This window comes from Elusimicrobiaceae bacterium (assembly GCA_028700325.1).
GTDB lineage: Bacteria > Elusimicrobiota > Elusimicrobia > Elusimicrobiales > Elusimicrobiaceae > JAQVSV01.
In genome coordinates, this window is record JAQVSV010000016.1 from 1 (window position 1) to 23,665 (window position 23,665).

Sequence of the window (23,665 nt, forward strand, 5' to 3'; positions counted from 1 at the left end):
TCAACTGATGCCGAAAACCCAGCTGCAGGCCGGATATACGTTCGCGCAGGTGAAATACAAAGACAATACCAGAAACAACTCCAACATTCATAAAGTGGACGGTGGCCTTATGGGGCAAGTCGCGCCCAAAGTGACCGGAGAAATAATAGCCGGAGTACAGTTCCGGGATTACTCGAACAACTTTAACACCGCATCCAACAAAGCCACGACTTTCTCCTATGGAATTACGCTGGCCTGGACTCCGGGAGTCAATTCGACGCTTACGCTTAAAGGAATCCGGGACAATATCGAATCCATTTATGTGAACAGCCGCTACTACACCTCCACGCTCACCGATCTGGAATTCGAGCATAAGTTCGGCAAGCTGGTCGGCAACATGAGCATCGGCTACGAAAACGCGCGCTATCCCGAAATCACCACCGGTTACACCGACAAACGCAGCGACGATTATCTGCATGTGTCAGCCGATCTGGACTACAATATCCAGAAATGGCTTAAAGTCGGCGCGGGTTATATGTTCAGAAACCGCTCCTCCAACGAAAACACATATAACTACGACGATCACCAGGTCGCCTGCCAGATCAAAGCTACCTTTTAAATCTGCGTTTCCGTTGAAAAAAGCCCCCGTGAAAACGGGGGCTTTTTTATAAATCCCGCTCACAAAAGCCCGGGCGCCGGCCGGCACGACATGATGATTGCCGGAATGTCATAGCGGAGTGTGTATCCCCTTCGCAAGCAGTGCAAACGATTTTTGAATAAAAGATCCCCCGGCTTGGGGGCATTTCACAAACTGCCGAAACAAACCGGCTTCACGGTTTGGAAACATGGAATTATCCGGCGGATGCGATCCGGGCCGTTTGCCGCAAAACCGTTTCCGGCATAAGCGGAATGTTACGGATTTAAAGGGGGAACCTGTTTTTGAAACAACTGGCAAGCCTGCAAGCCGGATTTTATAGCGTTAAACGCCGCCAGAAAAACCGCATCGCTTTTGCCCATGGGATCCGGCAGCTCGCGGCCGGAGGTATTATGACAGTAATCGAGGAAAAGATGCATTTTCCGTATTGATTGCGGATATTTGTCAGCCAGAAACCCGTAATGAACGTGTTCCATGACCAGAATCAGGTCGGCACGATTGACCAGTTCCTCGGTAACCAGTTTGGCGGTATGCCGCACGTCCGCGATGCCTGCGGCGGCCAGAAATGCGCTCGCCTGGGGCGGTACACGGTAATAAGACTGCGCGGCAATCCCGGCGGAATCAACCGACACAGCCGCCCCGCCCGACCCGGCCAGAAACGCGGCGTATTTTTCCGCCACGAAACTGCGATTGACATTGCCGGTGCAGACAAACAATACGTTCATAGTTTAAAATTTTACATAATTTTGCGCGCAAAACCCTATTTTGCTATTCTGTAAGAAACTATCAAGGCCGCTTTCACGGAGAAGCCATGCACAGCGCAATCCGCCATACAGAAGAACTTATCGAACTGCTGACTAAAGTCAAAACAGAACTGGCTGATGAAATTGAGACACTCGCCCGGAAAATGTCGGAAACCCTGAAAACCGGCGGCAAAATCGTCACCATGGGCAACGGCGGCAGCGCGGCCGACGCGCAGCATATCGCGGCCGAATTCGTCGGCCGGTATAAACTGAACAGGCGGGCAATGCCCGCGCTGGCTCTCAATGTAAACACTTCCGCCATAACCGCGATAGGCAACGATTTCGGCTATGACGAGGTTTTCGCCCGCCAGATCGAGGCGTTCGCGCAGCAGGGCGATCTGGTGCTTGCCATATCCACCTCCGGCAACAGCGCGAACATAATAAAAGCCGTAACGGCGGCGCGCGCGCGCCAGTGCTATATAGCGGGCCTGCTGGGCGGATCCGGCGGCAAGCTCAAGGAACTGGTTGACCTGCCGATTGTCATCCCTTCCGGCAACACGCCCCGCATACAGGAATGCCATATTCATATCGCGCATATCGCATGCGAAATAGCCGAGCGGGAAAACGCCTCCTGATCCGTCGGCAAAACAATCGTAATCCCATTTGCTATAATATATACATATTATGTCAAAGAGATTCAGTTTATCCGTATGTCTTACCCTGTTAATCGCGGGTTGCGCGCCAGCGCAACCGAAAATAACGGCCCGAACCGCTGCGGCGGAGGTCGCCGTATCCACTCAAACCGCCACCGACAAACTGGATGAAACGGCGCTGCTTTCGGTAATAGACAAATTCGACCAGACCACCAATTACGAAATCCAGCCCGGAGATCTGCTTGAAATAACGATCTATCAGGAGCCGGAGATGAACCGCACCGTCCGCGTGAGCGGACAGGGCACCGTCAACATCCCTCTGGCCGGCAACACCGCAATCGGCGGGATCACTGTGCCGAAAGCCGAAGAGCTGCTGTCCGAAAAACTCAGCCAGTACCTGAAGTTTCCGCAGGTAAGCGTACTGATCAAGGAATATTCGAACAAACAGGTATATGTGCTGGGCGAGGTGAAAAAACCCGGCTCCATAGAACTGCCGATGGAACGGAAACTGAGCGTGCTGGAAGCGATCACCCTGTCCGGCGGGTTCACGGAAATAGCCGCGCAGGACCGCACCCGGATCCTGCGCAAGAAAAACGGGAAAAGCGAATTCATCAGCGTGCAGATTTCACGAATAACCAAGGAAGGCGATAAAAACGCCGATATTCTGCTGGAACCGAGCGATGTCGTTTTCGTGCCGCAAAGTTTCTTTTAACCCGGCCTGAGCCGTATGGGAATGTCATGACTGAACAGGAAAATTTGCAGGAAATAGATTTTCTTTATTACGGCGAAACTTTATTGCGCCGCAGGTGGATTCTGCTGTCTTGCTGGGCGGCGGTCGTTCTGCTGGTTCTGCTGGTAACGGTAAGAACACGGCCCGTCTATCAGGCCTCCAGCCTCATTGTAATTGAACGGGAGAAAAATTCCGGCGCGACAATTCAATCCGGCCCGATGGTGGAGCGCGACAATCTGGACTATTACCAGACGCAATACAAGCTCCTGCAAAGCCGCACTCTCCTGACAAAAGTTTATGACGCCTTGAAGCTGGGCCAATATGAGGATTTTGCCGAACCGAACGGAATTGAAAAGCTGTACCGCGCGATAACCATCTCGCCCGTTCAGAAAAGCCGGCTTGTGTACATACGGGCCAGTTCGCACGAGCCGAAACTGGCCGCCAGCATTTCAAACACGTTAAGCAACACCTACATACAGGGCAACATGAGCAACCAGCTGTTCATGTCGCAGGACGTGCTGAAGGCGCTGCAGGAACAGGAAGGCACAAAATCCTCGTCCGAATTATTCGATTCCCTGCCGGCCGTGGTGAACAATCCGCTTATACAGGAACTGAAGAAGGAGCGGGCGAACCGGCAGTCTGAAATAGCGTCTTTGTCGGGCCGCTACACGAAAGCGCATCCGACGGTGGTATCGCTGCAGGCCAATCTCGATTCCATCAGCCGCCAGATCGAACAGGAAATCAAACGCATAATCACCAGCCTGAAAATAGACCTGTCGGGCCAATTGCTCAGCAACAATATCCGCATGATTGATCCGGCCATAGTGCCGCTCAAACCCAGCAAACCGAAAAAGCTGCTTAATCTGGTTATCGGTGTCATAACCGGGTTCATTTTCGGGGTGCTGGTGGTGTTTATAGTCGAGGCGATAGACCAGACCATCCGCACTCAGGACGACGTGGAAACCAAACTGAAAATACCGTTTCTCACGCTGCTGCCCATAGACGAAGCCCACAAAAGCACCCAGACGAAAACACCCGCCTATCACACTTTGCTGGCGAAAGACCAGTCGCTCACCAGCGAAGCGGTGCGCAACCTGCGCACGATGATAGATTTCGCGGAAGTGACCGAACCGAACAAATCTTTTCTGGTAACCAGTTCCATGCAGGGCGAAGGGAAAAGCTATGTCTGCGCCAACATAGCGTTTTCAATCGCGCAGGCGGGTGAAAAAGTGTTGATAATAGACGGCGATCTGCGCCGTTCCAATATCCACAAGCTGTTCCGGATCTCCAACGCAAAAGGCGTAAGCGATTTTCTGGCGCGCGGGCGCGACGCACTGGAACTGCGGGAGCTGGTGCAGAAATCCGAACTGGAAAATCTTGATATCCTGCCCTGCGGGCCCCGGCCGCCCAACCCGGCGGAACTGCTCAATACCCCGCGGGTGTCCGCGCTGATTGACTGGGCCATGTGCAATTACGACCGGGTGATAATAGACTGTCCGCCGGTGTTTCCGATAAGCGACATCATGCTCTGGGGCAAATACATCGGCCGCTGCATCTTCATCGTGCGGCATGGCGAAACGCGCGTCAAACTGATCCAGAACGCGCTGGGCCAGCTTGAAAAAACCGGAGTGAAAATGCTGGGCGCGGTGGTGAACATGTCAAAACTGGGCGGTCTGTCCTACTCTTATTACGGCAGCTATTACAAATACAAGTACAATTACAATTATCAGGCCGACAGCGACTCTTCCGACAAAAAAGAGGAAACCTGAAACAAGGCGAGCCCGCGTTTATAACGCCGGATCGCGTTAATATTTTGATTGAACACAAGGCCCGGAACAACCGGGCCTTGCCCTGAAAAGGATAATCAGAGTGCCACAACAAACCACTATCGCGGCGGTCATACTGGCGGGCGGATACGGAACGCGGCTGTGGCCGCTGAGCCGGCGCAACCGTCCGAAGCAGTTTATCCGGTTCGACGGAGAACTCAGCCTGTTCGGCAACACCCTGGCCCGCGCGGCGGCTCTCACCGACAGGATTACCGTAGTCACCGCGCTTGAGTTAAAGCAACTCACATCCGCCGAACTGCAGGGCGAAAACGGAGTGCAAGTGCTGCTGGAACCCGTCGGCAGGCAGACCGCACCGTCGGCGGGACTGGCGGCACTGTCATATCTGATAGCCGGATCTGATCCGATACTGCTTATTATGCCGGCGGACCACCATATCCGCAACACCCGGGATTTTACAGCCGCCATGCGTAACGCCGTTGCGCTTGCCGAAAGAGAGAACGCGCTAGTCTGCGCAGGCAAAAAAGCCGTTTCGCCCGAAACCGGCTTCGGCTACCTGCGGGCCGAACCCGGCGGCCGAATCACTCGGTTTGTGGAAAAACCGCCGCGGACTCAGGCGGAGGAATTCGTCAAAACCGGGCAGTATCGCTGGAACACGGGCATTTTCGCGGTTCGTGCTTCGGTTTTGCTTGACGAGATAAAAACCCGCCTGCCGGAAGTTTATTCCGTGCTTGAAAAAATAAAAACGGCATCGCGGGCCAGCCTGCTCAATACCGAAGCGGTGGCGCGGATGTTCGGGAAAATGCCGGCGGTTTCAATAGACGCCGGCCTGATGCAGCACAATCCGCGCGCGTTCGCCGTGGAAGCGCAGTTCGACTGGAACGACGTAGGCTCCTGGCAGGGCGTATACGAAATCAGCGCGAAAGACCGCGCCGGCAACGCCGCACTGGGCGACGTGCGGCACAACGGCTGCACCGATTGTCTTTTAATTTCGGAATCCGGCCTTTTAGCCGCGCAAGGGCTTGCCGGGATGGCCTTAATCCAAACGGCGGACGCGACTCTGGCATGCCCGTTGAGCCAGACGCAGGCGGTACGCGAAATCACACGGGAACTCGCCGAGCAAAACCGCCCGGAACTGGATTTCCCGTCAGACGGAGCTGCTCATGACTGACAACTGGATTTTAGTGGCCGGAGGCGCGGGCTATATCGGCTCGCATGTGGCGAAAGAACTGACAAGACACGGGGTTCAGACGCTTACGCTAGACAATTTCGTGCGCGGCCACCGCGAACTGGCCAGATGGGGCGCCGTTGAGGAATGTGATCTCGCCGACAAAACACGCCTGCGCGAAATTTTTGAAAAATACCGCATTGCCGCGGTTTTCCACCTGTGCGCGTTCACCTATGTGGGCGAGAGCGGGCAGAACCCCGCCATGTACTACGAAAACAACGTGGGCAACACCATCAACCTGCTCAACGCGATGGCGGAAGGGGGAGTGCAACGTTTTGTTTTTTCGTCCACCTGCTCGACTTACGGCGAACCGCTTGAAATTCCCATTACGGAAACCCATCCGCAGAACCCCGTCAACGTGTACGCGCGCACGAAACTGATGGTGGAAACCATGCTCAAGGATTACGAGCGAGCCTACGGCATGAAACACGTCAATCTGCGCTACTTCAACGCCGCCGGCGCCGACGAAGCCGCCGAAACCGGCGAGTGGCACGAACCGGAAACCCACCTTATCCCGCTTATTCTTGACGCGGCGGCGGGTCTGCGCAAAGAAATCACCATTTTCGGAACCGACTACCCCACACCCGACGGCACCTGCGTGCGCGACTATATCCACGTCACCGACCTCGCGCGAGCGCACCTGCTTGCGCTAGATTACCTTGAGAAGGGGGGAGCAAGCGACGCGTTCAACCTGGGCAACGGCAAAGGTTTTTCAGTGCGCGAAGTTATCAAGGCCACCGAAAAAGTGACCGGCAGAACCATTGCCGTAAAGGAAACCGGGCGGCGCGCGGGCGATCCCGCCCGACTGATCGGCAGCAGCGCAAAAGCCAAAAAAATGCTCGGCTGGGAACCGCGCTACCCGGAACTGGAAAAAATCATCGAAACCGCCTGGCGCTGGCACCGGAAATTTAACAAGAAATGAAAGTATTCGGCGTTAACATAAACCTAAGCCACACTTTCTGGCTGACTGCAGTAGTATTTGCTCGGGCAGGAATGAGCTTGGTCGGAAGTATTTTGATTGCACGGATTGCCGGGGCAGAATTTTATGGCAAATACTTATATGTATTATCCCTAGCTGGTATTGGCGCATTGATAATGATACCCGGTTACAATAATGGGCTTATTAATTCCGCTGCAAATAATACATATGGGGATTTTAAAATCGCAGAAAAAGAAAAACTGAAATTTTATCCATACTATCTGCTGTTTTTTTGCCTAATAGCAGTTCTTATGTATGCGGTGGGCAAAGGATTTGACATAGCATTTGGTTTTATAATTTTTGGTATCTTTGCGGGCTTACTGCAGGCTTTTAACGGATATGACAGCTATTATGTCGGCTCAAAAAAGTATGTGGAATATTTTAAATGGAGCATGCTCGGTTCTTTTGCAACCATAATTCCAAGCATCACATACTTTGCTGCGCAACTAATATTCACTGCCACCATTCCGGTATCAGTCATTGTATCGGTCACCGTACTATGGCAATTATCCTGTCAGTTGGTTCAAAGAGCCATAGTAAAAAAACAATTAAACAATTCCATAACCAGTACGGGGTTGAAAAAATATGCCGCCAATCTCTCATATATGTCAATTGTTGGCAGTCTGCAAAGTTACATAGATCAATTTATTGTAGGTTCATTAATCAATTACTCGGCATTGGCTTACTACTCTTTAGCAAAACGAATTCTGGATGCACTTATTGACCTCTGCGGCAGTATGCAGAAATATCTCCAACCTCGCTTATTAAACAAAAGCCGGGAGATGGCGCGCATTTATTTCAAGACTTACCTTAAAGGATATCTGGCATTAATTCCTGCGCTAGGAATTATCTATGCTGTGTTGCCGTATTTTTTCACATCCTTTTACGGTCAGGAATTTTGCATTTCAGCTTACTATGCTAGATTATTGTTAATTATTCCCGTGGTAGACTTTCCTAACATTTATGTTGAAGCCTATCTCCGCGCAATCCAAAGTTATAAAGATATGTGGATGGCACGAATTATTGGTGTCATAATGCTTTTGACAATGGTACCATTAGTGGCGTTATTTCATATAGAAGGGCTGATAATATGCAAGATTGCCACTTATGCCATCACATCCGTTGCAATGATATATATTTTATATAAAGGTTCATTTAAGCACCGCTACACAAAACCAGTAAATCTAAAAATGCCATAGAATGATATGAACAGATTACTTCTTATCGGTCCTGATTTTTATGGGTATACAAACAACATTGCCGCTGTTTTTAAATCAAACGGATGGACAGTAACCGCCATACAGGTTAAACTCAAAACCGGCTCGTTTTACCGCCGGCAGGATGCGCAGTCAATATCCGCATATAATCTGCAAGTTACTGAAACTGCGCGGTCCGGCCGGTTCGATCACATTATTGTAGTCAAAGGCGAACATTTATTTGAAAGTACCCTTAAACATTTAAAACAAGCAGGAACAAGCGTTTTTTTGTTTTTGCAGGATTCCTGCCGCGGGTCAATCACCGGGCATTATTTAAAGTATTTTGACAAAATACTGACTTTTGAAGATACCGACACAAAATACCTGAAAAGTCTCGGATACAACGCCATATTTTTCGGGGCCGCAGTATCCCCTGATATCTATTACCCGCAGCCGGATATAATAAAAGATATCGATATTTGCTTCGTAGGGCATTTTTCCGAAGGACGTGAAGATATTCTATGGGCCATTATAAACCAGTTTCGGAATTTTAAGATCGCCATTGGCGGGCATTATTTAGGCAGACATCCCAAGTATTACCCCCGCTGGATAAAATACTATCTGCAAGGCGGGCATAAATACTTTTTGAACCGCGATATGACGCCTTCTGAAGTTTGCAATTTATATAACCGGACAAAGATTTGTCTCAACCTTATTCACACACAAAGCGTCGAAGGCTTTAACCCGAGGCTTTTGGAAATTGCAGCAACAAAATCTTTTCAATTATGTTCTGCTAACGCAATTCTTGAACGCGAATACAAAAGAATAGGTGTTGATATATTTCACAGCAATGCCGAAATGTATGAAAAAATTGAATTCTACCTTAACAATTCAAAAGAAAGTGAAAAATTAGCAGACCTCTCATATAAAATTGCATTGGAAAACACCTATAACAAAAAAATCACACTTCTAACATGATAAAACCATTAAAAGGATTATTTTGTGATTATCATAATTGCTATATTAAAGGAATCCATTAAAAAGCTTGTACAAAACCAATCTAGGACAATATAAATGAGCAAACCATTTGTTGAACACCGTGGAGGAGGCAAAACTAGTTTAAAGTTTGAGAGCATGGCAAGCAGATGGGATTCTGAATGGGCTTCGTCACAGAATCATTCTTTAGAAAAATTAGCGGAAAACATCAGTTGGTCGTATATAAAAAAATACATTGACACAAACGGACGAATTTTAGAAGCCGGATGCGGGCTTGCGAAATGGGTGGCGTTTTTGGAACAAAATGGTTATGAGGCATATGGTCTGGACTATTCTTCCGTTGCAATAGAAAATTCTCTCAAAATATGGCCGCAATTGCGATTAACACATGGAGATTTAAGGACTACCCCATACGAAAGTAACTTTTTTTCGGGTATAGTCAGTTTTGGAGCAATCGAACACGATATAAACGGACCTGAAAAAATGTTAGTGGAACTTTATAGAATACTAAAATCTGGTGGAATAATGTTTTGCACTGTGCCTTGCATGAACTATTTTCGCAGAACCGGATGGATGGCGGCAAAAGACTGGCTTGTCTGCAACCCTTTCATTCGGAGATTATTTGGGCGAAATCCTGATGATATCCAATTTTATGAGTATGTATTTACACCCCGGCAGTATAAAACCGCACTGGAACAAGCAGGATTTACAATAGTAGCGTTATTTCCCTTAACACCTAATATTAACAGAAGTGATGGATGGTTAAAAAAAACCATCATTTCCGTAATTCATAAACACTGCCCGTGGTGCACAACTCACATGATGGGCGCGATTTGCAGAAAATAATATGCAACCCTTAATACTCCATATCGCAGGATTTGCACCCGCATACGGAGGAAATTTCATTGCCTCTTTGGCGGTGGTTCGGGAGAACTGCAAAAACAATGGGCGGGATTTCGCACTTATATTACCACAAGAAGCGCAGGAGCGGCCTTGGTGCAAAGATTTGATATCAAAAGGCTGGGATATACATTTCATTACCAGGAAATCTATTGTTGGAAATGTTTACCAGCTAATAAAAATTTGTACGAGAAAAAAACCTAAAATATTGCATACACATTTCACCGAGTTCGATATAGCCGCATGGTTGACTGCGCACATTATTAGCCTTGCCCAACGGAGAACAATTAGAACAATATGGCATATTCACTCAGATTTTCCGATCCAGAATACTTTCCTAAGAAAGCTCAAGGATCTCATTAAGTTCAGGGCTATGGGCAGGTCGGCTTATATCATTATAGTAAGCAATCATTTGAAGAATCGGCCGTTAGCAGCCGGATTTAATAAAAATAGAATATTTGTTGTAGCAAACGGCATAAGCTTTGACAGATTATACAATCCCCAAAATAAGACAAGTATATTTAAAAAGCTGGGGCTAAAAAAGGATACTACTGTACTTATGTTCGGCTGGCATCCTTTTATTAAAGGAGTGGATATAGCGCTCTCCGCTTTCGAAATTGTGCAAAAAACAAGACCGGATATCTCACTGGTAATTGTAGGCCTGGATAAAACAAAAACCGAACTCGCGCGCAGATACACCAAATACCCTGCATGGTTATATTTAATACCACCCACGCAAAACGTAACGGAATATTTTGCAAATGCCAATATATTTCTTTCTGCCAGCAGACGTGAAGGGTTTCCATATTCAGTTGCGGAGGCCATTGCCTGTGGCTGCTTGATAATTTCCAGTAATATTCCCGCATTGGAATGGATGAAAAATAATATTAACTGTTTATGGCATGAACCTGAAAATACGCATGAATTGGCAAGCAATATTCTTTCCTATATGGCACTACATGGTGAAGATACAATAATTAAAATTGTCAAACCAAACATAGATTTTATAAAAGAAAGGTATTCAGCAGAAAGATACGCTCGAAACCTTGTGAAAATATATAACGATATAACTTTCAAACAGATATGAATCATTACAAATCCCAGATTAACAAAGCAGTTTCCGGAGAACATCTCCTGCATCTGGCATTTTATGCCTTTCTTCTATGGATACCCATTGAAACACTTTTCGTCATAACTAGCGAATCTGGCGATAATCTTACAATTTCAAGACTGTTAGGCTATTTTCTATTCATAATGGCACTGGCTAACTACAAAATATGTTTCAATAGATTTCCATTGGTTTTTTGGTTGACATTCTTTTTCATCACAACCTATATCGTTTCGATACTCTGGATCCCGGCCAACATGACAGAAGAAGCGGTACAAAGCATAGCTACACTCATGCAAATGTTTGTCCTCTTCATAATTTCACTTAACCTTTTTCGAAAGGCAAGCTTTAGAGAATCCGTTTTTCGCATTTACGGCTGGTGGACAACTATCGTGGCTGCCGCCATGTTATGGGGCGATTTGGGAATCGATTATTCAGATTCCGGCCGATTGTCAATGGGGTTGGAAAACCCTAATGTTTTAGCCGGAACATTTGCAATAGGCGTTGCATGTATTGTGAATGACAAAAAATTATTTGTGGCAAAACTCTTTATACTTCGTCTATGCCTAAACTTGATGGCATTTACTGTGCTAATGCTGGCAATAATAAAAACAGGATCGCGTGGAGGATTAATTGCCGCACTTGCAGGTATTATTGCACTGGGCCTTTGCGGAGGCAAAACAAACCGCACTGCAAAAAATTTATTTATCTCAGCGGTAAGTATTGGCGTTTTAGGCTATCTCATTTTGCAAGAATTTGGCAGTGGAGGATTAACCGCCATAAGATTGATTAACACATGGGACACCGGTGATACCGCCGGGCGAACAATCATATGGAAAGCCGCTTGGGATATGATTTTATCAAAACCATTGCTCGGCTACGGTTGCTATAATAATTTTGTGGAATTAGGAAATAATTTAGGGTTGTACACTGGCAGGGATACTCACAATCTTTTTCTGGCGGTATTAACTTCTGTGGGATTAATCGGCGGTTTGCCATTTATATACGCCATATTACTTACTTGGTTTAAATCATGGCGTTTTGGCAGAATGGAAAGCAATTCAATATATTTTGCAACAATGAGCACAGTAATTGCAATAAATACATCTGGAACGGGGTATCACCAAAAGATATTCTGGGTGGTTTTGGCAGCTGCTGTTGCCAGTGGGCTTGAATATGATTCAGTAAAATCCAATCCGAGGAAAATTAGCGGATGAATCAACGGAAAATACTTTTTATTATTGAAAGCATGGGAGGCGGCGGAGCGGAACGCTCTGCCCATAGTATCGCCAGTAGTTTAACAAAAGATTTTATCGTTGAATTCCTGCTTCTCAACAATGCATGGAATTATTCTAAAATAAACAATATTAAAGTATCTGTTATTTCCAGTGTAAACCTTATCGTACAGATAGTCGCAATCGCACACCATATAAAAAAAACAAAACCAGATATGGTTGTTTCAGTTTTACCATCAGCAGCCTTGCGGGTCTTGGTGATTCGGCGACTTTGCAGAAGCTTGAATTTCCGATGGATAGTAAGGTTAGCCACCGTGTATACAAAGCAGCAAAAAAACCACAACCTTATAACAAAAATACGAAACAAGTTTTTCGAACAGATATCTAACTACGCTGACAGGATATTAATCATATCTGAAGAATCGAAATCAGATTTGATAACAAACCTTTCATTTAAACCCAATAAAATTACCGTCATCGCAAATGGAACAGACAAACAAAAAATTATCACAAACAGCATTGAACCCATTGAAACACCATTATCATTCAAAGAAATCCCGCTCATAATTTCGGCAGGCAGGATGAGTGAGGAAAAAAATCATAGCCTGCTTATTTCGGCTTTCAATGAAGTTCAGAAGCAAAAAGCGTGTCGGCTTGCCCTGCTGGGTAACGGTCCACTAAGAGACGACCTTAGGAAACAGGCAAAAAACCTAAATCTTGGAGGAAGTGTAATATTATTACCATTCCAGAAAAATCCATGGAAATATATTGCCGCGGCTGATGTTTTTGTTTTACCATCTATCTACGAGGGATATCCCAATATATTGATTGAAGCAATGTTATGTAAAACTCCAATTATTACAACGAACTGGGGCGCGGGGCTTGCTGAAATAACCATGGGCAAAGAAGTTTGCGTTACAGTGGAAAAGAACAATCCCATGGAAATGAGCAAAGCCATACTGACCCTTTTAAACAATCCCGCATATGCGGACAAACTTCGCCAGCAGGCTTTCCAGCACGCCATGAAAAATCTGTACGATATAAAAGATGCCGTCCGCCTCTATGAAACTGAAATAAAAACCGTTTTAAATGACGCGGAGAAACGGCATGATTAAACGAATCCTGATAATAACCGAATCACTCGCTTTGGGTGGAGCCGAGACGATTGCGGTTAACCTGGCAAACGCGCTTTGCAAAAATGGCTATACGGCAGGCCTTGCCGCGCATCCCGGTCCTCTAGCCGAAAAGCTAGACAAAACCGTTTCGTTTTTTTATTTGCCGAAGTACAGCTTTGCCGCAATTGTCGAAATCTTAAGAACCCTTGAGAAAACTATTTTAACGTTCCGCCCTGACATCATACACTGCAATAACGCCACACATTGCCTGCTGGTAAAATTACTGCTTAAGCTACTGGGAACCAAAGAAACGACGCTGATTCTTACTTATCATTCCAACAAAACAACACGGATGCCCAATTGTATCTCCGGCCCAATATTCAACCGGATGACAGACAGAATTATTGCCATTGCCGGACATCGGAAAAAAACACTGCTGGCGTTGGGAGTAGAAAAAGAAAAATTATTTTCCATCCCTAACTTTATTGACCTTGAACAATGGAACATAAAACGCACGACTTTCAGCAAAAAACAATTCAGAAAGGCCCTGGGGCTTGATGAGGATGCTCCCGTCCTGCTCACTGCCGGACGGCTTATACAGTCAAAACGGATTAATCTGTTCCTGGAAATTACCGCCGCCATAATACAAACAGTTCCCGCGACAAGGGCAATTGTTGTCGGCGACGGACCGGAATTGAATAAGCTTAAAAACTTTGCCGTACGCCTGGGCATTGGCGAGCGGGTCGTTTTTGCCGGTTTGCAGCAGGATATGGCATCTTTTTATCTGGGGGCGGATGTCTTTGTGTTTCCATCGGAACATGAAGTGCTGCCGATGGTGCTGATTGAAGCCGGCACGGCGGGCCTGCCGGCAGTGGCTTCCAATATCCCCGGCAATGATGAAATTGTAATTGACGGCAAAACCGGATTTCTGATTTCAGGCACAGCAGAGGATTACACACATAAAATCAAAATGTTGTTGGATAATCCTGATATGCGTGCGAAGTTTTCCGCAAACGCGCTGGCCGAAGCGGGCCGGTTCGATGACGAAGTCTGCGTTAAGAAAATCTTGGAAATTTATGATCGATAGACCTTTCGCAAGTATTATCATTCCGTGCAGAAACGAAGAACGGCATATCGCCTCCTGCCTTGATGCCGTGCTGGCGTTCGACTGGCCGAAAGGTAAACTGGAAATACTGCTTGTAGACGGCATGAGCACCGACAAGACTGCCGCCATTATCTCCGAATACGCCGGAAAACATCCATTTATCAAATTACTGACAAACCCGGCCATGATTGCTCCGCCCGCGATGAATATCGGGATAAAAGCGGCAAAAGGAGAAATTATAGTACGGCTGGACGCACATTCCGAATATCCTGCTGACTATTTATCCCGCTGTATAGACCTTTTGCAATCCACAAATGCCGCCAACGCGGGAGGTCGTTTTATTAACATAAAAAACGGCGACAGCGTTTGGGCTGAAGCAGTGCAATTTGTTACAGGGCATAAATTCGGCGTGGGAAACGGTGTCTTCCGCACCGGTGCAAAACCCGGCTTTGTGGATACGGTGCCGTTCGGAACATTCCACCGGGATATTTTTGACAAAGTCGGGTATTTCGACGAGCGGTTGACCCGCAACCAGGACAATGAATTCAATGAGCGCCTGATCCGGGCCGGTTACAAAATAGCGTTCGACCCGGAAATTAAAATTTATTACAAAAATCAGGCGACGCTGGGCGGCCTGCTCAAACAGGCATTCTCGACCGCCGCGTGGAACGTTTACACTCTAAAACTGTTTCCCTATACCTTCCGCTGGCGACGTTTTATACCTGCGGTATTTACGCTTTATCTGGTGTCCATTATGTGCATTGCTCCGTGGCTTGACGGTTTTGTCTGGCTTTATACCGTGCCTGGAGCCATCTACGCTGTAGCCTGCGTTATAATATCGTTTTCAGCAGGTTTAAACATAGAAACTCGGCTTGCGATATTTATCACTTTCCCGGCCTATCACCTGATCTATGGTGCAGGCACACTTTTTGGAATATTAGATTTGGTAAGCGGGCACTGGCGACGGAAACTAGGCCAGCCTCTGAAACGCTGAGATAAAAAAGGTAAAATCAGATATAAATGGAAAATTCGGGGAAAAGGCTGAAAAAAGCCTACGAAAAACGTAAAGCGATACCGAAAAACCGGTATTCGCTTCTTAATCCGGCACACCTGTCCATGCTGCAGTCGCGCGAGCGGGCCATGTGGGAGGTTTTCGCCGAACTCAACCTGCATGACTTCAAAAATCTGAAAATTCTGGATATCGGGTGCGGTAGCGGCAGTCAGCTGCTCAATTTCCTGCACCATGGCGCAATTCCGCACAAAATCTCTGCGGCATTGACCTTTTGCCGGAACGCGTTTCCAGCGCAAAAAACATACTGTCATCAAGCGATATCAGGCTTGGCAACGCTACAAAGTTGCCATGGCAGGACGACGTATTTGATATTACTGTACAATTCACGGTGTTCACTTCCATTCTTGAGCCGGAAACTAAAAAACGGGTGGCGGCGGAAATTTTACGGGTGCTTAAACCCGGCGGAATATTAATCTGGTACGACTTTCACATGGACAATCCGGCTAATCACGATGTGAAAGGGGTAAAAAAAGCTGAAATCATGGCCTTGTTCCCAGGCTGTGAAATAAGACTTAAACGCATCACGCTTGCGCCTCCATTAACCCGTATTATTGCGCCATGCTCGGTCATATGCTGCCAACTTCTGGAAACACTGGCTTTGTTAAATACCCATTATATGGGTTACATAAGGAAACCGTAACCATGCAGATTCCATTTCACAAATCCTATATCACAGAAGACGAAATTAACGCCGTAGTCGAGGCCATGAAGTCCGGCTGGATAACCATGGGCCCAAAAACCATCGAATTCGAGAACAAATTCCGCGATTACATTTTTGAAGACTCGAACGTTGCCCCGGAAAACAGGTTCGCCGTTTCCGTAAACTCGGCCACAGCCGCTTTGCACCTCGCGCTCAAGGCCATCGGCCTGCAGCGCGGCGACGAGGTCATCATGCCCACCTGCACCTTCATCGCCACCGCCGAAGTGGTAACCTATTTCGGCGCAATACCGGTGCTGTGCGACATTGAATACGACACCCATAACATTGACGCCTCCAAAATCGAGCCGCTTGTTACCGCCAGAACCAAAGCCATTATGCCGGTACACTACGGCGGACAGATGTGCGATATGGACGCAATCGCCGCCATCGCAAAAAAACACGGACTGAAAGTTATCGAGGACGCCGCGCACTGCCTGCCGTCCTCTTACAAAAACCGCCGGGCCGGCACGCTCAGCGACATAACCTGCTTCAGCTTTTACGCGACAAAAACCCTCGCCTGCGGAGAGGGGGGAATGCTTGTCACAACCAATCCCGACTACGCGAAAACCGCGAAAATCAACCGGCTGCACGGCATAAGCCGCGACGCATGGGACCGCTATACCGCCCAAGGCAGCTGGTTTTATGAAGTGGTGGACAACGGCAACAAATACAACACCACCGACATTAACGCCGCAATCGGGCTTGCCCAGCTGGACAAGCTCGATTACATGCACAGCCGCCGCGCGGCAATCGCCGCGAGATACGACAGGACGTTCGCCGGGTCCGCTGTCATCCGGCCGGTTATAAAAGCCGGCCGTGAAACCTCCTGGCACCTTTACGCCATCAAGGTTAATAACCGTGACGAAGTGATGGCGAAACTGAAAGGGAACGGCATTTCAACGTCGCTTCATTTCATTCCGGTGCACCGGCAGCCATACTACATGAAAGAATACGGATACCGGCTGGAAAAGTACCCGATCGCGGAAAAGGTATACGCCCAAACCATATCGCTGCCGATTTTCACGGCCATGACGGAAGAGGAAGCGGACTTCACGGCCAAGGAAACACTCCGGCATGCCCGCTAGACTTTATGTCCCGGCAGGCAAACGCATGCTGGACATGACGCTGATAATATTCGCGCTGCCGCTGGTTATTCCGCTTTTCATTGCCGCGGCGCTCGCGGTTAAAGCCGGGGATGGCGGGCCGGTATTTTTCAGGCAGAAGCGCGCCGGCCTTGCTTTCCAGCCTTTTTTTATCCTGAAATTTCGCACGATGACGGAAAACGCCGAACGGCAGGGCGCCCAGATAACGGCCGGAGGCGACACCCGGATAACGCCGGTCGGAAAATTCCTGCGCGCCGCAAAGCTCGACGAGCTGCCCCAGCTTTTTAACGTGCTGAAAGGCGAGATGAGCCTTGTGGGGCCGCGCCCGGAGGTGGCCCGCTATGTGGAGCTGTTTCGCCAGGATTATGAAACCGTGCTGTCCGTGCGGCCCGGAATAACCGACTATGCCGCCATCGCATTTCGCAACGAAGAGGAACTGCTCGCCCGCTGCCAGCGCCCGCGGGACGCTTATGTTAACGAGATTCTGCCCGCCAAAATCGCGCTTTACAAAAAATATGTCGCGGAAATTTCTTTTTTGACAGATGTCAAAATACTTGCAAAAACTGCCGTGGCGGTGTTTTGCAGATGAACCTCGCGCTTATTGCCGCGCTTTCGGTGTTTGCGCCGCTCGCGTTCGCAAGCGTTGAGCCGTGGGCCAGGGCTCTGCTTGAAACCGGCATGCTGCTTGCCGCCGTTTTAACGGTTACCCGCAGCCGTTACCTTTACCCCTCGCGCGCCAGCACCACTATCGTTGCGGGCGCGCTGGCGGTGGCTTTGACAGGTCTGCTTCAGTCAGCCTCGGCGCACCCGGTGAACGCGCATGCCGGCTGGCTGCCGTTCACGGTCTGGCGGCCCGGCACCAGGGACGGCATTGTGCTGTGGTGCTGTTATGCGGCGTTTGCGTTCGCCGTGACGCAGGCGGTGGAACGGAAAATTCACCTGAAAATCGCCATGTGGTCAGTTTTCCTGACCGGCCTTGTGGTGGCATTCACCGGCATCTTCCAGAAAACCGGCAACGAAGTATACATCTACGGGCTGAGGAAGATATCCGGGACGGGTATGCCGCCATTCGGCCCGTTTATCAACCGCGACAACGCCGCCAGTTATCTGGTGATGAGCGCGCTTTGCGGGCTGGGCCTTTTTCTGTCCGGATTCGCCGCTTATGACAAATTCGCCGGGCGCGGCAAAAAACTGGATTTTTTCGCCCGGCAGGCCGTTATGGCGTTAATGCTCGGCATCAATATTTACGCGATCATATTCACCGGCTCGCGGGGAGGCATCCATTCATTCGCGGCGGCGCTGTTTATCGTGGCGGTGCTGGCGGCCTTTAAATTTTTGAAAGCCGGCCGGCGGACACTCGCGCTCGGCGGCGCCGGCCTGCTCGCCTGCGGATACCTGACCTTGATCCATTTCACGCCGGACCTGCTGGCCCGCAACTCCGAAGGATTCACGAGCACGGTGCTTATCCGCCTGTCCATGTACAAAAGCGGATTCGTGATGTTCAGGGATTTCCCGCTGTGGGGCGCGGGCCTTGATTCGCTGATCCACGCTTTCCCGTACTATCAGAATTACGCGGTCGTGCCGGGCACGGTTGAACATGTCCACTCCGACTGGCTGGAACTGGTTCTTACCGCAGGGCTTGCCGGCGCGCTGGCGTTCATGGCAGGACTAACGGCATTCATGTTCTACGCCGTGCGGACTGTAATGAAAAGCATGTCGCCGCAAAAAACCATCGCGGGGATCTGCCTGCTCGCCGCGGCAGTTGCTTTCTGCCTGCACGCCTGTTTTGATTTCCCGCTTCAGATTCCCGGCAACGCGCTGACCTTTTTCCTTATACTGGGGCTGTTAGGCACCAAAACCTTTGAAAAAGCGCGTGCGGATTTCGATGCAACCCGCAAACTGAAAACCCGATCCTCCCGTTACCGGGCGGCACTGGTTCCGGCCGCCGCCATATTGGGAATACTGGCATTGCCGCCGGGACTGGCGAACATATGCCGGCTGGACGCCGCCGGACTCGATCCCGCAGGCAAAGCGGTTCTGCTTGAAAAATCGCTGCTGTGGCAGGCCGACCCACGCACAGCGCGCAGCGCCGCCATAAATTATTACAACATGGCGGTCCGCGAACCGGAGAAAAGACGTTTTTATCTCAACAAAGCCGCGGAAACATATATGCCCTATCTAAAGCTGACACCGCTTAACATTCCGTTGAAAAAAACCGCCGCCAAAACAGCGGATTTCATGGCCTCCGACCGTCATGATTCCGGCAGCAAAAACAAATCCCGCCAGCCTGGTCGGCAAACTACTGTCAATTAAGACGCTGTGCCAAAAGTCACGACAGATCTAGTGCTTTTGCCTTAGTTTTTTGTTATCATTGAGATATGCCGCATCGTTTTTCGAGATACAATAGATTAATTATCCTGACCGCAGATGCCGGTTCGGTAGCATTGTCGTTTCTGCTGGCGTTTCTGCTGCGCTTTGATTTTCACATACCGGCTGTTCAGATGGATTCCATGCTTATGGCTATCCCGCTGGCTGTCGGGATACGCATAGGCGCGCTGGAATTTTTCGAAATCTACAAAGGTCTTTCGCGCTACGCAAGCATCAGGGAACTGGGCAATATTCTAAAAGCGGTGCTCATTGCCCAGTTGGGCATAGCGGCGCTGCTGCCGTTTTTAAGGCCCGGGTTTCCGCGCTCGATACTCATTCTGGAACCATTGCTGACGCTTCTGCTTATAGGAGGCTCGCGTTACTTTATCCGGCTGACCCGTAACTGGCGTTACGGAACAAAACATACCTCCGATACTCTGCCGAAAATGCTGATCTTCGGCGCGGGCGATATGGGAGAAGCGTTGCTCAGAAGCATGCTGGACTCGGAACACCCGACCGCGCGCATTGTGGGGTTTCTTGACGACAATCCCAGCAAATGGGGCCGCCACATTCACGGCATAACCATTTTCGGAGGCAAGAACAAACTCACGAAAATCATCAAAGACTGCGAGGTGGACGAAGTGGTGGTCGCCATATCCGCCTCCAAGGGCAGGATCATCCGCGAACTGATCGAAATCTACTCCCGGAATATTGACAGGAAAGTGCTGTTTAAAACCGTTCCGGCAATGGAAGATGTTATAAAAGGGATGTCGCCGTCCACGCATCTGCGCAACATCAAGCTGTCGGATCTGCTGCAGCGCAAACCGGTTACGCTTGATATGGAAGCGGTTATCGGACTGCTGTCCGGGAAAACCATACTGATAACCGGCGCGGGCGGTACTATCGGCAGCGAGGTGTGCAGGCAGATCCTGTCCTATAATCCGAAACGGATTATCCTGCTGGAAAACAACAATACCGCGCTGTTTAACATTGACCGAGAATTGAACGACAAACATCCGGCCGCGAAGTTCGTGTCGGTCGCGGGCGATATCCGCGACCGGGAAACCTTGAAAAACATTTTTGAGACCTACAGTCCGACAGTAATATTTCACGCCGCGGCGCACAAACATGTCCCGCTGATGGAGCATAACCCTCAGGAAGCCGTAAAAAACAACGTGCTGGGCACACGGCTGGTCGCGGAAACCGCGGCTCAATACGGGGCGGAACGGTTTCTGTTCATCTCGACCGACAAGGCAGTGCGCCCTTCAAGCGTAATGGGCGCGACAAAACAGCTCGCCGAACGGATGCTCAACTCTTTCGCTGCTAAACATCCCGGCACGCGGTTCATGTCGGTGCGGTTCGGCAACGTGCTGGGCAGCTCCGGCAGCGCGGTACAGATTTTCCAGGAACAGATCGCCGCCGGCGGGCCGGTTACAGTCACCGACGAAAACACCACCCGCTATTTCATGACGACCGAGGAAGCCGTGCAGCTTATTCTGCAGGCCTGCTCCATGGGCAAGGGCGGAGAAGTGTTTGTGCTGAATATGGGCACTTCGGTGAAAGTGCTTGATCTGGCAAAAAATCTCATTGCTTTAAACGGACTGGAACCCGGCCGCGACATCAAAATCAAGATCATCGGCCTGCGGCCCGGCGAAAAACTGCATGAGGAACTGTTCCGTGATTCCGACATACGAAAAGACACCGGGCACGGCGATATTTTCGCGGCTGTTCCTGACCATCTCGACGGCGACCTGCTTGACCGCCAGATGCGTCAGCTTATGGAAGCGGTAAAACTGCACGACCCTGTTCCGGCGCTTAAACTCATAGCTGAAGCGGTTCCGACCTACAAGGGACACCCGCTGCTGAAAGCGGACCACGCCAAATGAACATGCCAGCCGGCCTGAAAACCACGCTGACGGCCGCAGCTTACGCTCTCTTTTGCGGCACGGCCTCGGCCTGGCGGCTCATTCCCGGCATGGCGGAACAGCCGCCGGCCGAAAATTTTTTCCCGATCGGGATCTACGGAGTGCTTTCGCCGGACTCGGTGCCTTTGCTCAAGGAAGCGGGCTTTAACACAATCCAGACTTACACGCAGGCGCCTGATAAAATTGCCGCGCTTGCGACGGCCTGCCGCAAGAACGGAATGAAACTGGTGTCCTCGCCCTACCGGGTAATGGGTTCGCCTTATGCGAAAGAAGCGCGGAAAACATGGCCGATACTGGCGTGGTATCTGTATGATGAGCCGGAGGTGCACAGCCTTACTCCGCCCGAACTGTTTTTGAAATATATGGAAGTGAAGAACTGGTCGCAGAACCAGCGGACGGTTTTCGTGACAGGCGAAGGGAAATGCGCCGTGGCATACGGAAAATCCGCCGACGCGCTGATGGTGGACTGGTATCCGGTTCCGCACCTGCCTCTTGAAAGCGCCGGCAGGCAGATTGACACCGCGCTCAAAGGCCTCGGGATCATCAACCAGCCGTTAAAACCGGTCTGGGCGGTGCTGCAGGCATTTAACTGGCTGTACTACCCGCAGCACAGCAGGAACCGGATCGGCCGCTATCCGACCGCCGCCGAACTGCGTTTTATGACCTACCATTCTGTTTTATCGGGCGCGAAAGGCGTGTTTTATTTCACTTTCACCAACAGCAGCACCGGACTGCCGCTCACCGAATATCCGGAGCTCTGGCACAATCTCTCAAAAACGGTGAAAGAAATCGCCGGCTTGCGGAAAGTGCTTGAGTCCGGCACGGAAACGGAATGCCCCGCGGCCTGCGCCGGACCGCTCGCCTGCCGGGCATGGAAATACGACGGGAAAACCTATCTTGTAGCCGCCAACACGGCCAATACCCATACCGTCATGCCGAAAGCGCTGCGCGACGACAGAAAATGGACGGTGCTGTTTGAGCGGTCCGCCAAAATAGAAGACCTGACGGAAGAACGCAGACACCCCCGTTTCAGCCCTTACCGGGTATTCGTATTGCGCAGCCGCTGACCGCGTGCCGGGCCGGCCCGGTGCCATGCCCGGAAACTTTTAAATCCGGTTCCCATATCCCAAGGTTTGATATATAATATACATGTGAGCGGAAAACGTTTCAAAAGAGTCACTGCCGCCGTTTTGACCGCAACGGCTTTCTGCGCTGTATGCAGCGCATTCTTTCCAATCTGTATGGACGGGCCCGCCGCGCCGGAAGAGTATCGGCTTTTGAAAACCGCGGGGTTTAACTGTGTGTCAGTTTCCTCCGCCGGAAGCGGCGCGATGCCGCAAATCATCAAATCCGCAAAAGCCGCGGGCCTGCGGCTTATCCTGCCGCAGGCCGCGCTTGACGAAAACACCGTGAAAAACGTCTGGGCCGCATACGGCGGCTCAAACGCCGGGACCAACAGCATTATCACGGTCGCCGGCAGCGCGGCAGCGGCTTTCAAACTTGTTGAAAAATACAGCTACATTCTGCTTGCTCCTGCCTCGCAGTCCGATCCGCTCGCCTGCTCAAGACAAACAGGCCTGCTTACCGGCGCCATCAAACTCGCGGGGAAGAAAAGCGTGACCGAAGGCGTGTTCTGCCGGGTTCCATCCGATTTTTCGGACACGGCGGGCTTTCCGGTTTTTGAAACGCTGCGGTTCGCCGCATGGAGCGCGGTTGCCTCCGGAGCAACCGGAATTTTTTACGGGCCGGCCGCGCCCGCCAGGCTTTCCGAACTCGGAGATCTGCTCGCCTGCGCCGCGCGCGTGAACGCCGAACTGGCCGACATGGCTCCGGTCGTTTCAGCCGCCCGCGCCGAACAGCCGCCGCTGCGCGCGCCCGCGCCGCTGCGCGCCGCCGCCTGGCGACACCACGGCAGACTCTATACCGTTTTGATAAACACCGGCCCGTCCGCCATGGCCGCTCCGGCTGAACTGCTGAACGGGCGGTTCCGCCCGCTGTTCGAAACCAACAGGGACGTGCGCGCCAGCCTCGCGCTTTATAAAGGCCGATATTATATACAGGGGCACCGTGTTCTGGTGCTGGAAAGCTGACT

The 23,665-nt window shown here is 50.1% G+C and carries 21 protein-coding genes and 1 pseudogene; 21 read left to right on the top strand and 1 reads right to left on the bottom strand.

All coding sequences use genetic code 11. The features are described 5' to 3' along the window. On the top strand, positions 1-598 hold a 598-nt coding region (locus PHW69_03600; protein MDD4004272.1), incomplete at its 5' end, for an outer membrane beta-barrel protein. 293 nt (positions 599-891) lie between these two features. Here PHW69_03600 and PHW69_03605 read toward each other — a convergent pair. After that, positions 892-1,359, bottom strand: a complete 468-nt coding sequence (locus PHW69_03605) for a hypothetical protein (protein ID MDD4004273.1) — start codon at positions 1,357-1,359, stop codon at positions 892-894. An 86-nt stretch (positions 1,360-1,445) separates the two neighbouring features. Here PHW69_03605 and PHW69_03610 point away from each other — a divergent pair, with 86 nt between their 5' ends. The 20 genes and pseudogenes from PHW69_03610 (at position 1,446) to PHW69_03705 (ending at position 23,663) form a co-directional block, all read left to right on the top strand. Beyond that, complete coding sequence (locus PHW69_03610; protein ID MDD4004274.1) at positions 1,446-2,012, top strand: SIS domain-containing protein; 567 nt, start codon at positions 1,446-1,448, stop codon at positions 2,010-2,012. Between the two features lie 49 nt (positions 2,013-2,061). Then, positions 2,062-2,742: a polysaccharide export protein gene (locus PHW69_03615; GenBank protein ID MDD4004275.1), complete on the top strand. Its 681-nt coding sequence runs from the start codon at positions 2,062-2,064 to the stop codon at positions 2,740-2,742. Between the two features lie 26 nt (positions 2,743-2,768). Further along, positions 2,769-4,529: a polysaccharide biosynthesis tyrosine autokinase gene (locus PHW69_03620; GenBank protein MDD4004276.1), complete on the top strand. Its 1,761-nt coding sequence runs from the start codon at positions 2,769-2,771 to the stop codon at positions 4,527-4,529. Positions 4,530-4,629: 100 nt separating this feature from the next. Next, positions 4,630-5,715 carry a sugar phosphate nucleotidyltransferase gene (locus PHW69_03625; GenBank protein MDD4004277.1) on the top strand — a complete coding sequence of 362 codons (1,086 nt, stop codon included), beginning with the start codon at positions 4,630-4,632 and terminating at the stop codon, positions 5,713-5,715. Next, entirely contained in the window at positions 5,708-6,694 is a 987-nt protein-coding gene (gene galE / locus PHW69_03630) for a UDP-glucose 4-epimerase GalE (GenBank protein MDD4004278.1), read from the top strand. Before PHW69_03625 ends, galE begins: the two co-directional genes overlap by 8 nt. After that, complete coding sequence (locus PHW69_03635; GenBank protein ID MDD4004279.1) at positions 6,691-7,950, top strand: hypothetical protein; 1,260 nt, start codon at positions 6,691-6,693, stop codon at positions 7,948-7,950. Before galE ends, PHW69_03635 begins: the two co-directional genes overlap by 4 nt. Positions 7,951-7,956: 6 nt before the next feature. Further along, a complete protein-coding gene (locus PHW69_03640; protein MDD4004280.1) occupies positions 7,957-8,925 on the top strand; it encodes a glycosyltransferase in 969 nt (322 codons plus the stop codon). A 96-nt stretch (positions 8,926-9,021) separates the two neighbouring features. Next, the gene (locus PHW69_03645) at positions 9,022-9,789 is read left to right on the top strand and encodes a methyltransferase domain-containing protein (GenBank protein ID MDD4004281.1); all 768 of its coding nucleotides are present in this window, start codon (positions 9,022-9,024) and stop codon (positions 9,787-9,789) included. Position 9,790: 1 nt separating this feature from the next. After that, complete coding sequence (locus tag PHW69_03650; protein ID MDD4004282.1) at positions 9,791-10,930, top strand: glycosyltransferase family 4 protein; 1,140 nt, start codon at positions 9,791-9,793, stop codon at positions 10,928-10,930. Continuing rightward, positions 10,927-12,168: an O-antigen ligase family protein gene (locus PHW69_03655; protein MDD4004283.1), complete on the top strand. Its 1,242-nt coding sequence runs from the start codon at positions 10,927-10,929 to the stop codon at positions 12,166-12,168. The genes PHW69_03650 and PHW69_03655 overlap by 4 nt, the downstream gene beginning before the upstream one ends. Further along, complete coding sequence (locus PHW69_03660) at positions 12,165-13,301, top strand: glycosyltransferase (GenBank protein MDD4004284.1); 1,137 nt, start codon at positions 12,165-12,167, stop codon at positions 13,299-13,301. Before PHW69_03655 ends, PHW69_03660 begins: the two co-directional genes overlap by 4 nt. Next, positions 13,294-14,388: a glycosyltransferase family 4 protein gene (locus PHW69_03665; protein ID MDD4004285.1), complete on the top strand. Its 1,095-nt coding sequence runs from the start codon at positions 13,294-13,296 to the stop codon at positions 14,386-14,388. The genes PHW69_03660 and PHW69_03665 overlap by 8 nt, the downstream gene beginning before the upstream one ends. After that, positions 14,342-15,400, top strand: coding sequence for a glycosyltransferase family 2 protein (locus PHW69_03670; GenBank protein ID MDD4004286.1), 1,059 nt, complete (start codon positions 14,342-14,344; stop codon positions 15,398-15,400). The genes PHW69_03665 and PHW69_03670 overlap by 47 nt, the downstream gene beginning before the upstream one ends. A gap of 259 nt (positions 15,401-15,659) precedes the next feature. Beyond that, positions 15,660-16,118: pseudogene (locus PHW69_03675) on the top strand (class I SAM-dependent methyltransferase). Positions 16,119-16,120: 2 nt separating this feature from the next. Continuing rightward, complete coding sequence (locus PHW69_03680; GenBank protein MDD4004287.1) at positions 16,121-17,263, top strand: DegT/DnrJ/EryC1/StrS family aminotransferase; 1,143 nt, start codon at positions 16,121-16,123, stop codon at positions 17,261-17,263. After that, positions 17,253-17,870 carry a sugar transferase gene (locus tag PHW69_03685; protein MDD4004288.1) on the top strand — a complete coding sequence of 206 codons (618 nt, stop codon included), beginning with the start codon at positions 17,253-17,255 and terminating at the stop codon, positions 17,868-17,870. Before PHW69_03680 ends, PHW69_03685 begins: the two co-directional genes overlap by 11 nt. Beyond that, on the top strand, positions 17,867-19,594 hold the full coding sequence (locus PHW69_03690) for an O-antigen ligase family protein (protein ID MDD4004289.1): 1,728 nt from the start codon (positions 17,867-17,869) through the stop codon (positions 19,592-19,594). Before PHW69_03685 ends, PHW69_03690 begins: the two co-directional genes overlap by 4 nt. Before the next feature lie 65 nt (positions 19,595-19,659). Next, on the top strand, positions 19,660-21,534 hold the full coding sequence (locus PHW69_03695) for a nucleoside-diphosphate sugar epimerase/dehydratase (GenBank protein MDD4004290.1): 1,875 nt from the start codon (positions 19,660-19,662) through the stop codon (positions 21,532-21,534). Next, positions 21,531-22,640, top strand: a complete 1,110-nt coding sequence (locus PHW69_03700) for a hypothetical protein (GenBank protein ID MDD4004291.1) — start codon at positions 21,531-21,533, stop codon at positions 22,638-22,640. Before PHW69_03695 ends, PHW69_03700 begins: the two co-directional genes overlap by 4 nt. Before the next feature lie 264 nt (positions 22,641-22,904). Continuing rightward, a complete protein-coding gene (locus tag PHW69_03705) occupies positions 22,905-23,663 on the top strand; it encodes a hypothetical protein (GenBank protein ID MDD4004292.1) in 759 nt (252 codons plus the stop codon). The last annotated feature ends 2 nt before the right edge of the window (positions 23,664-23,665 follow it).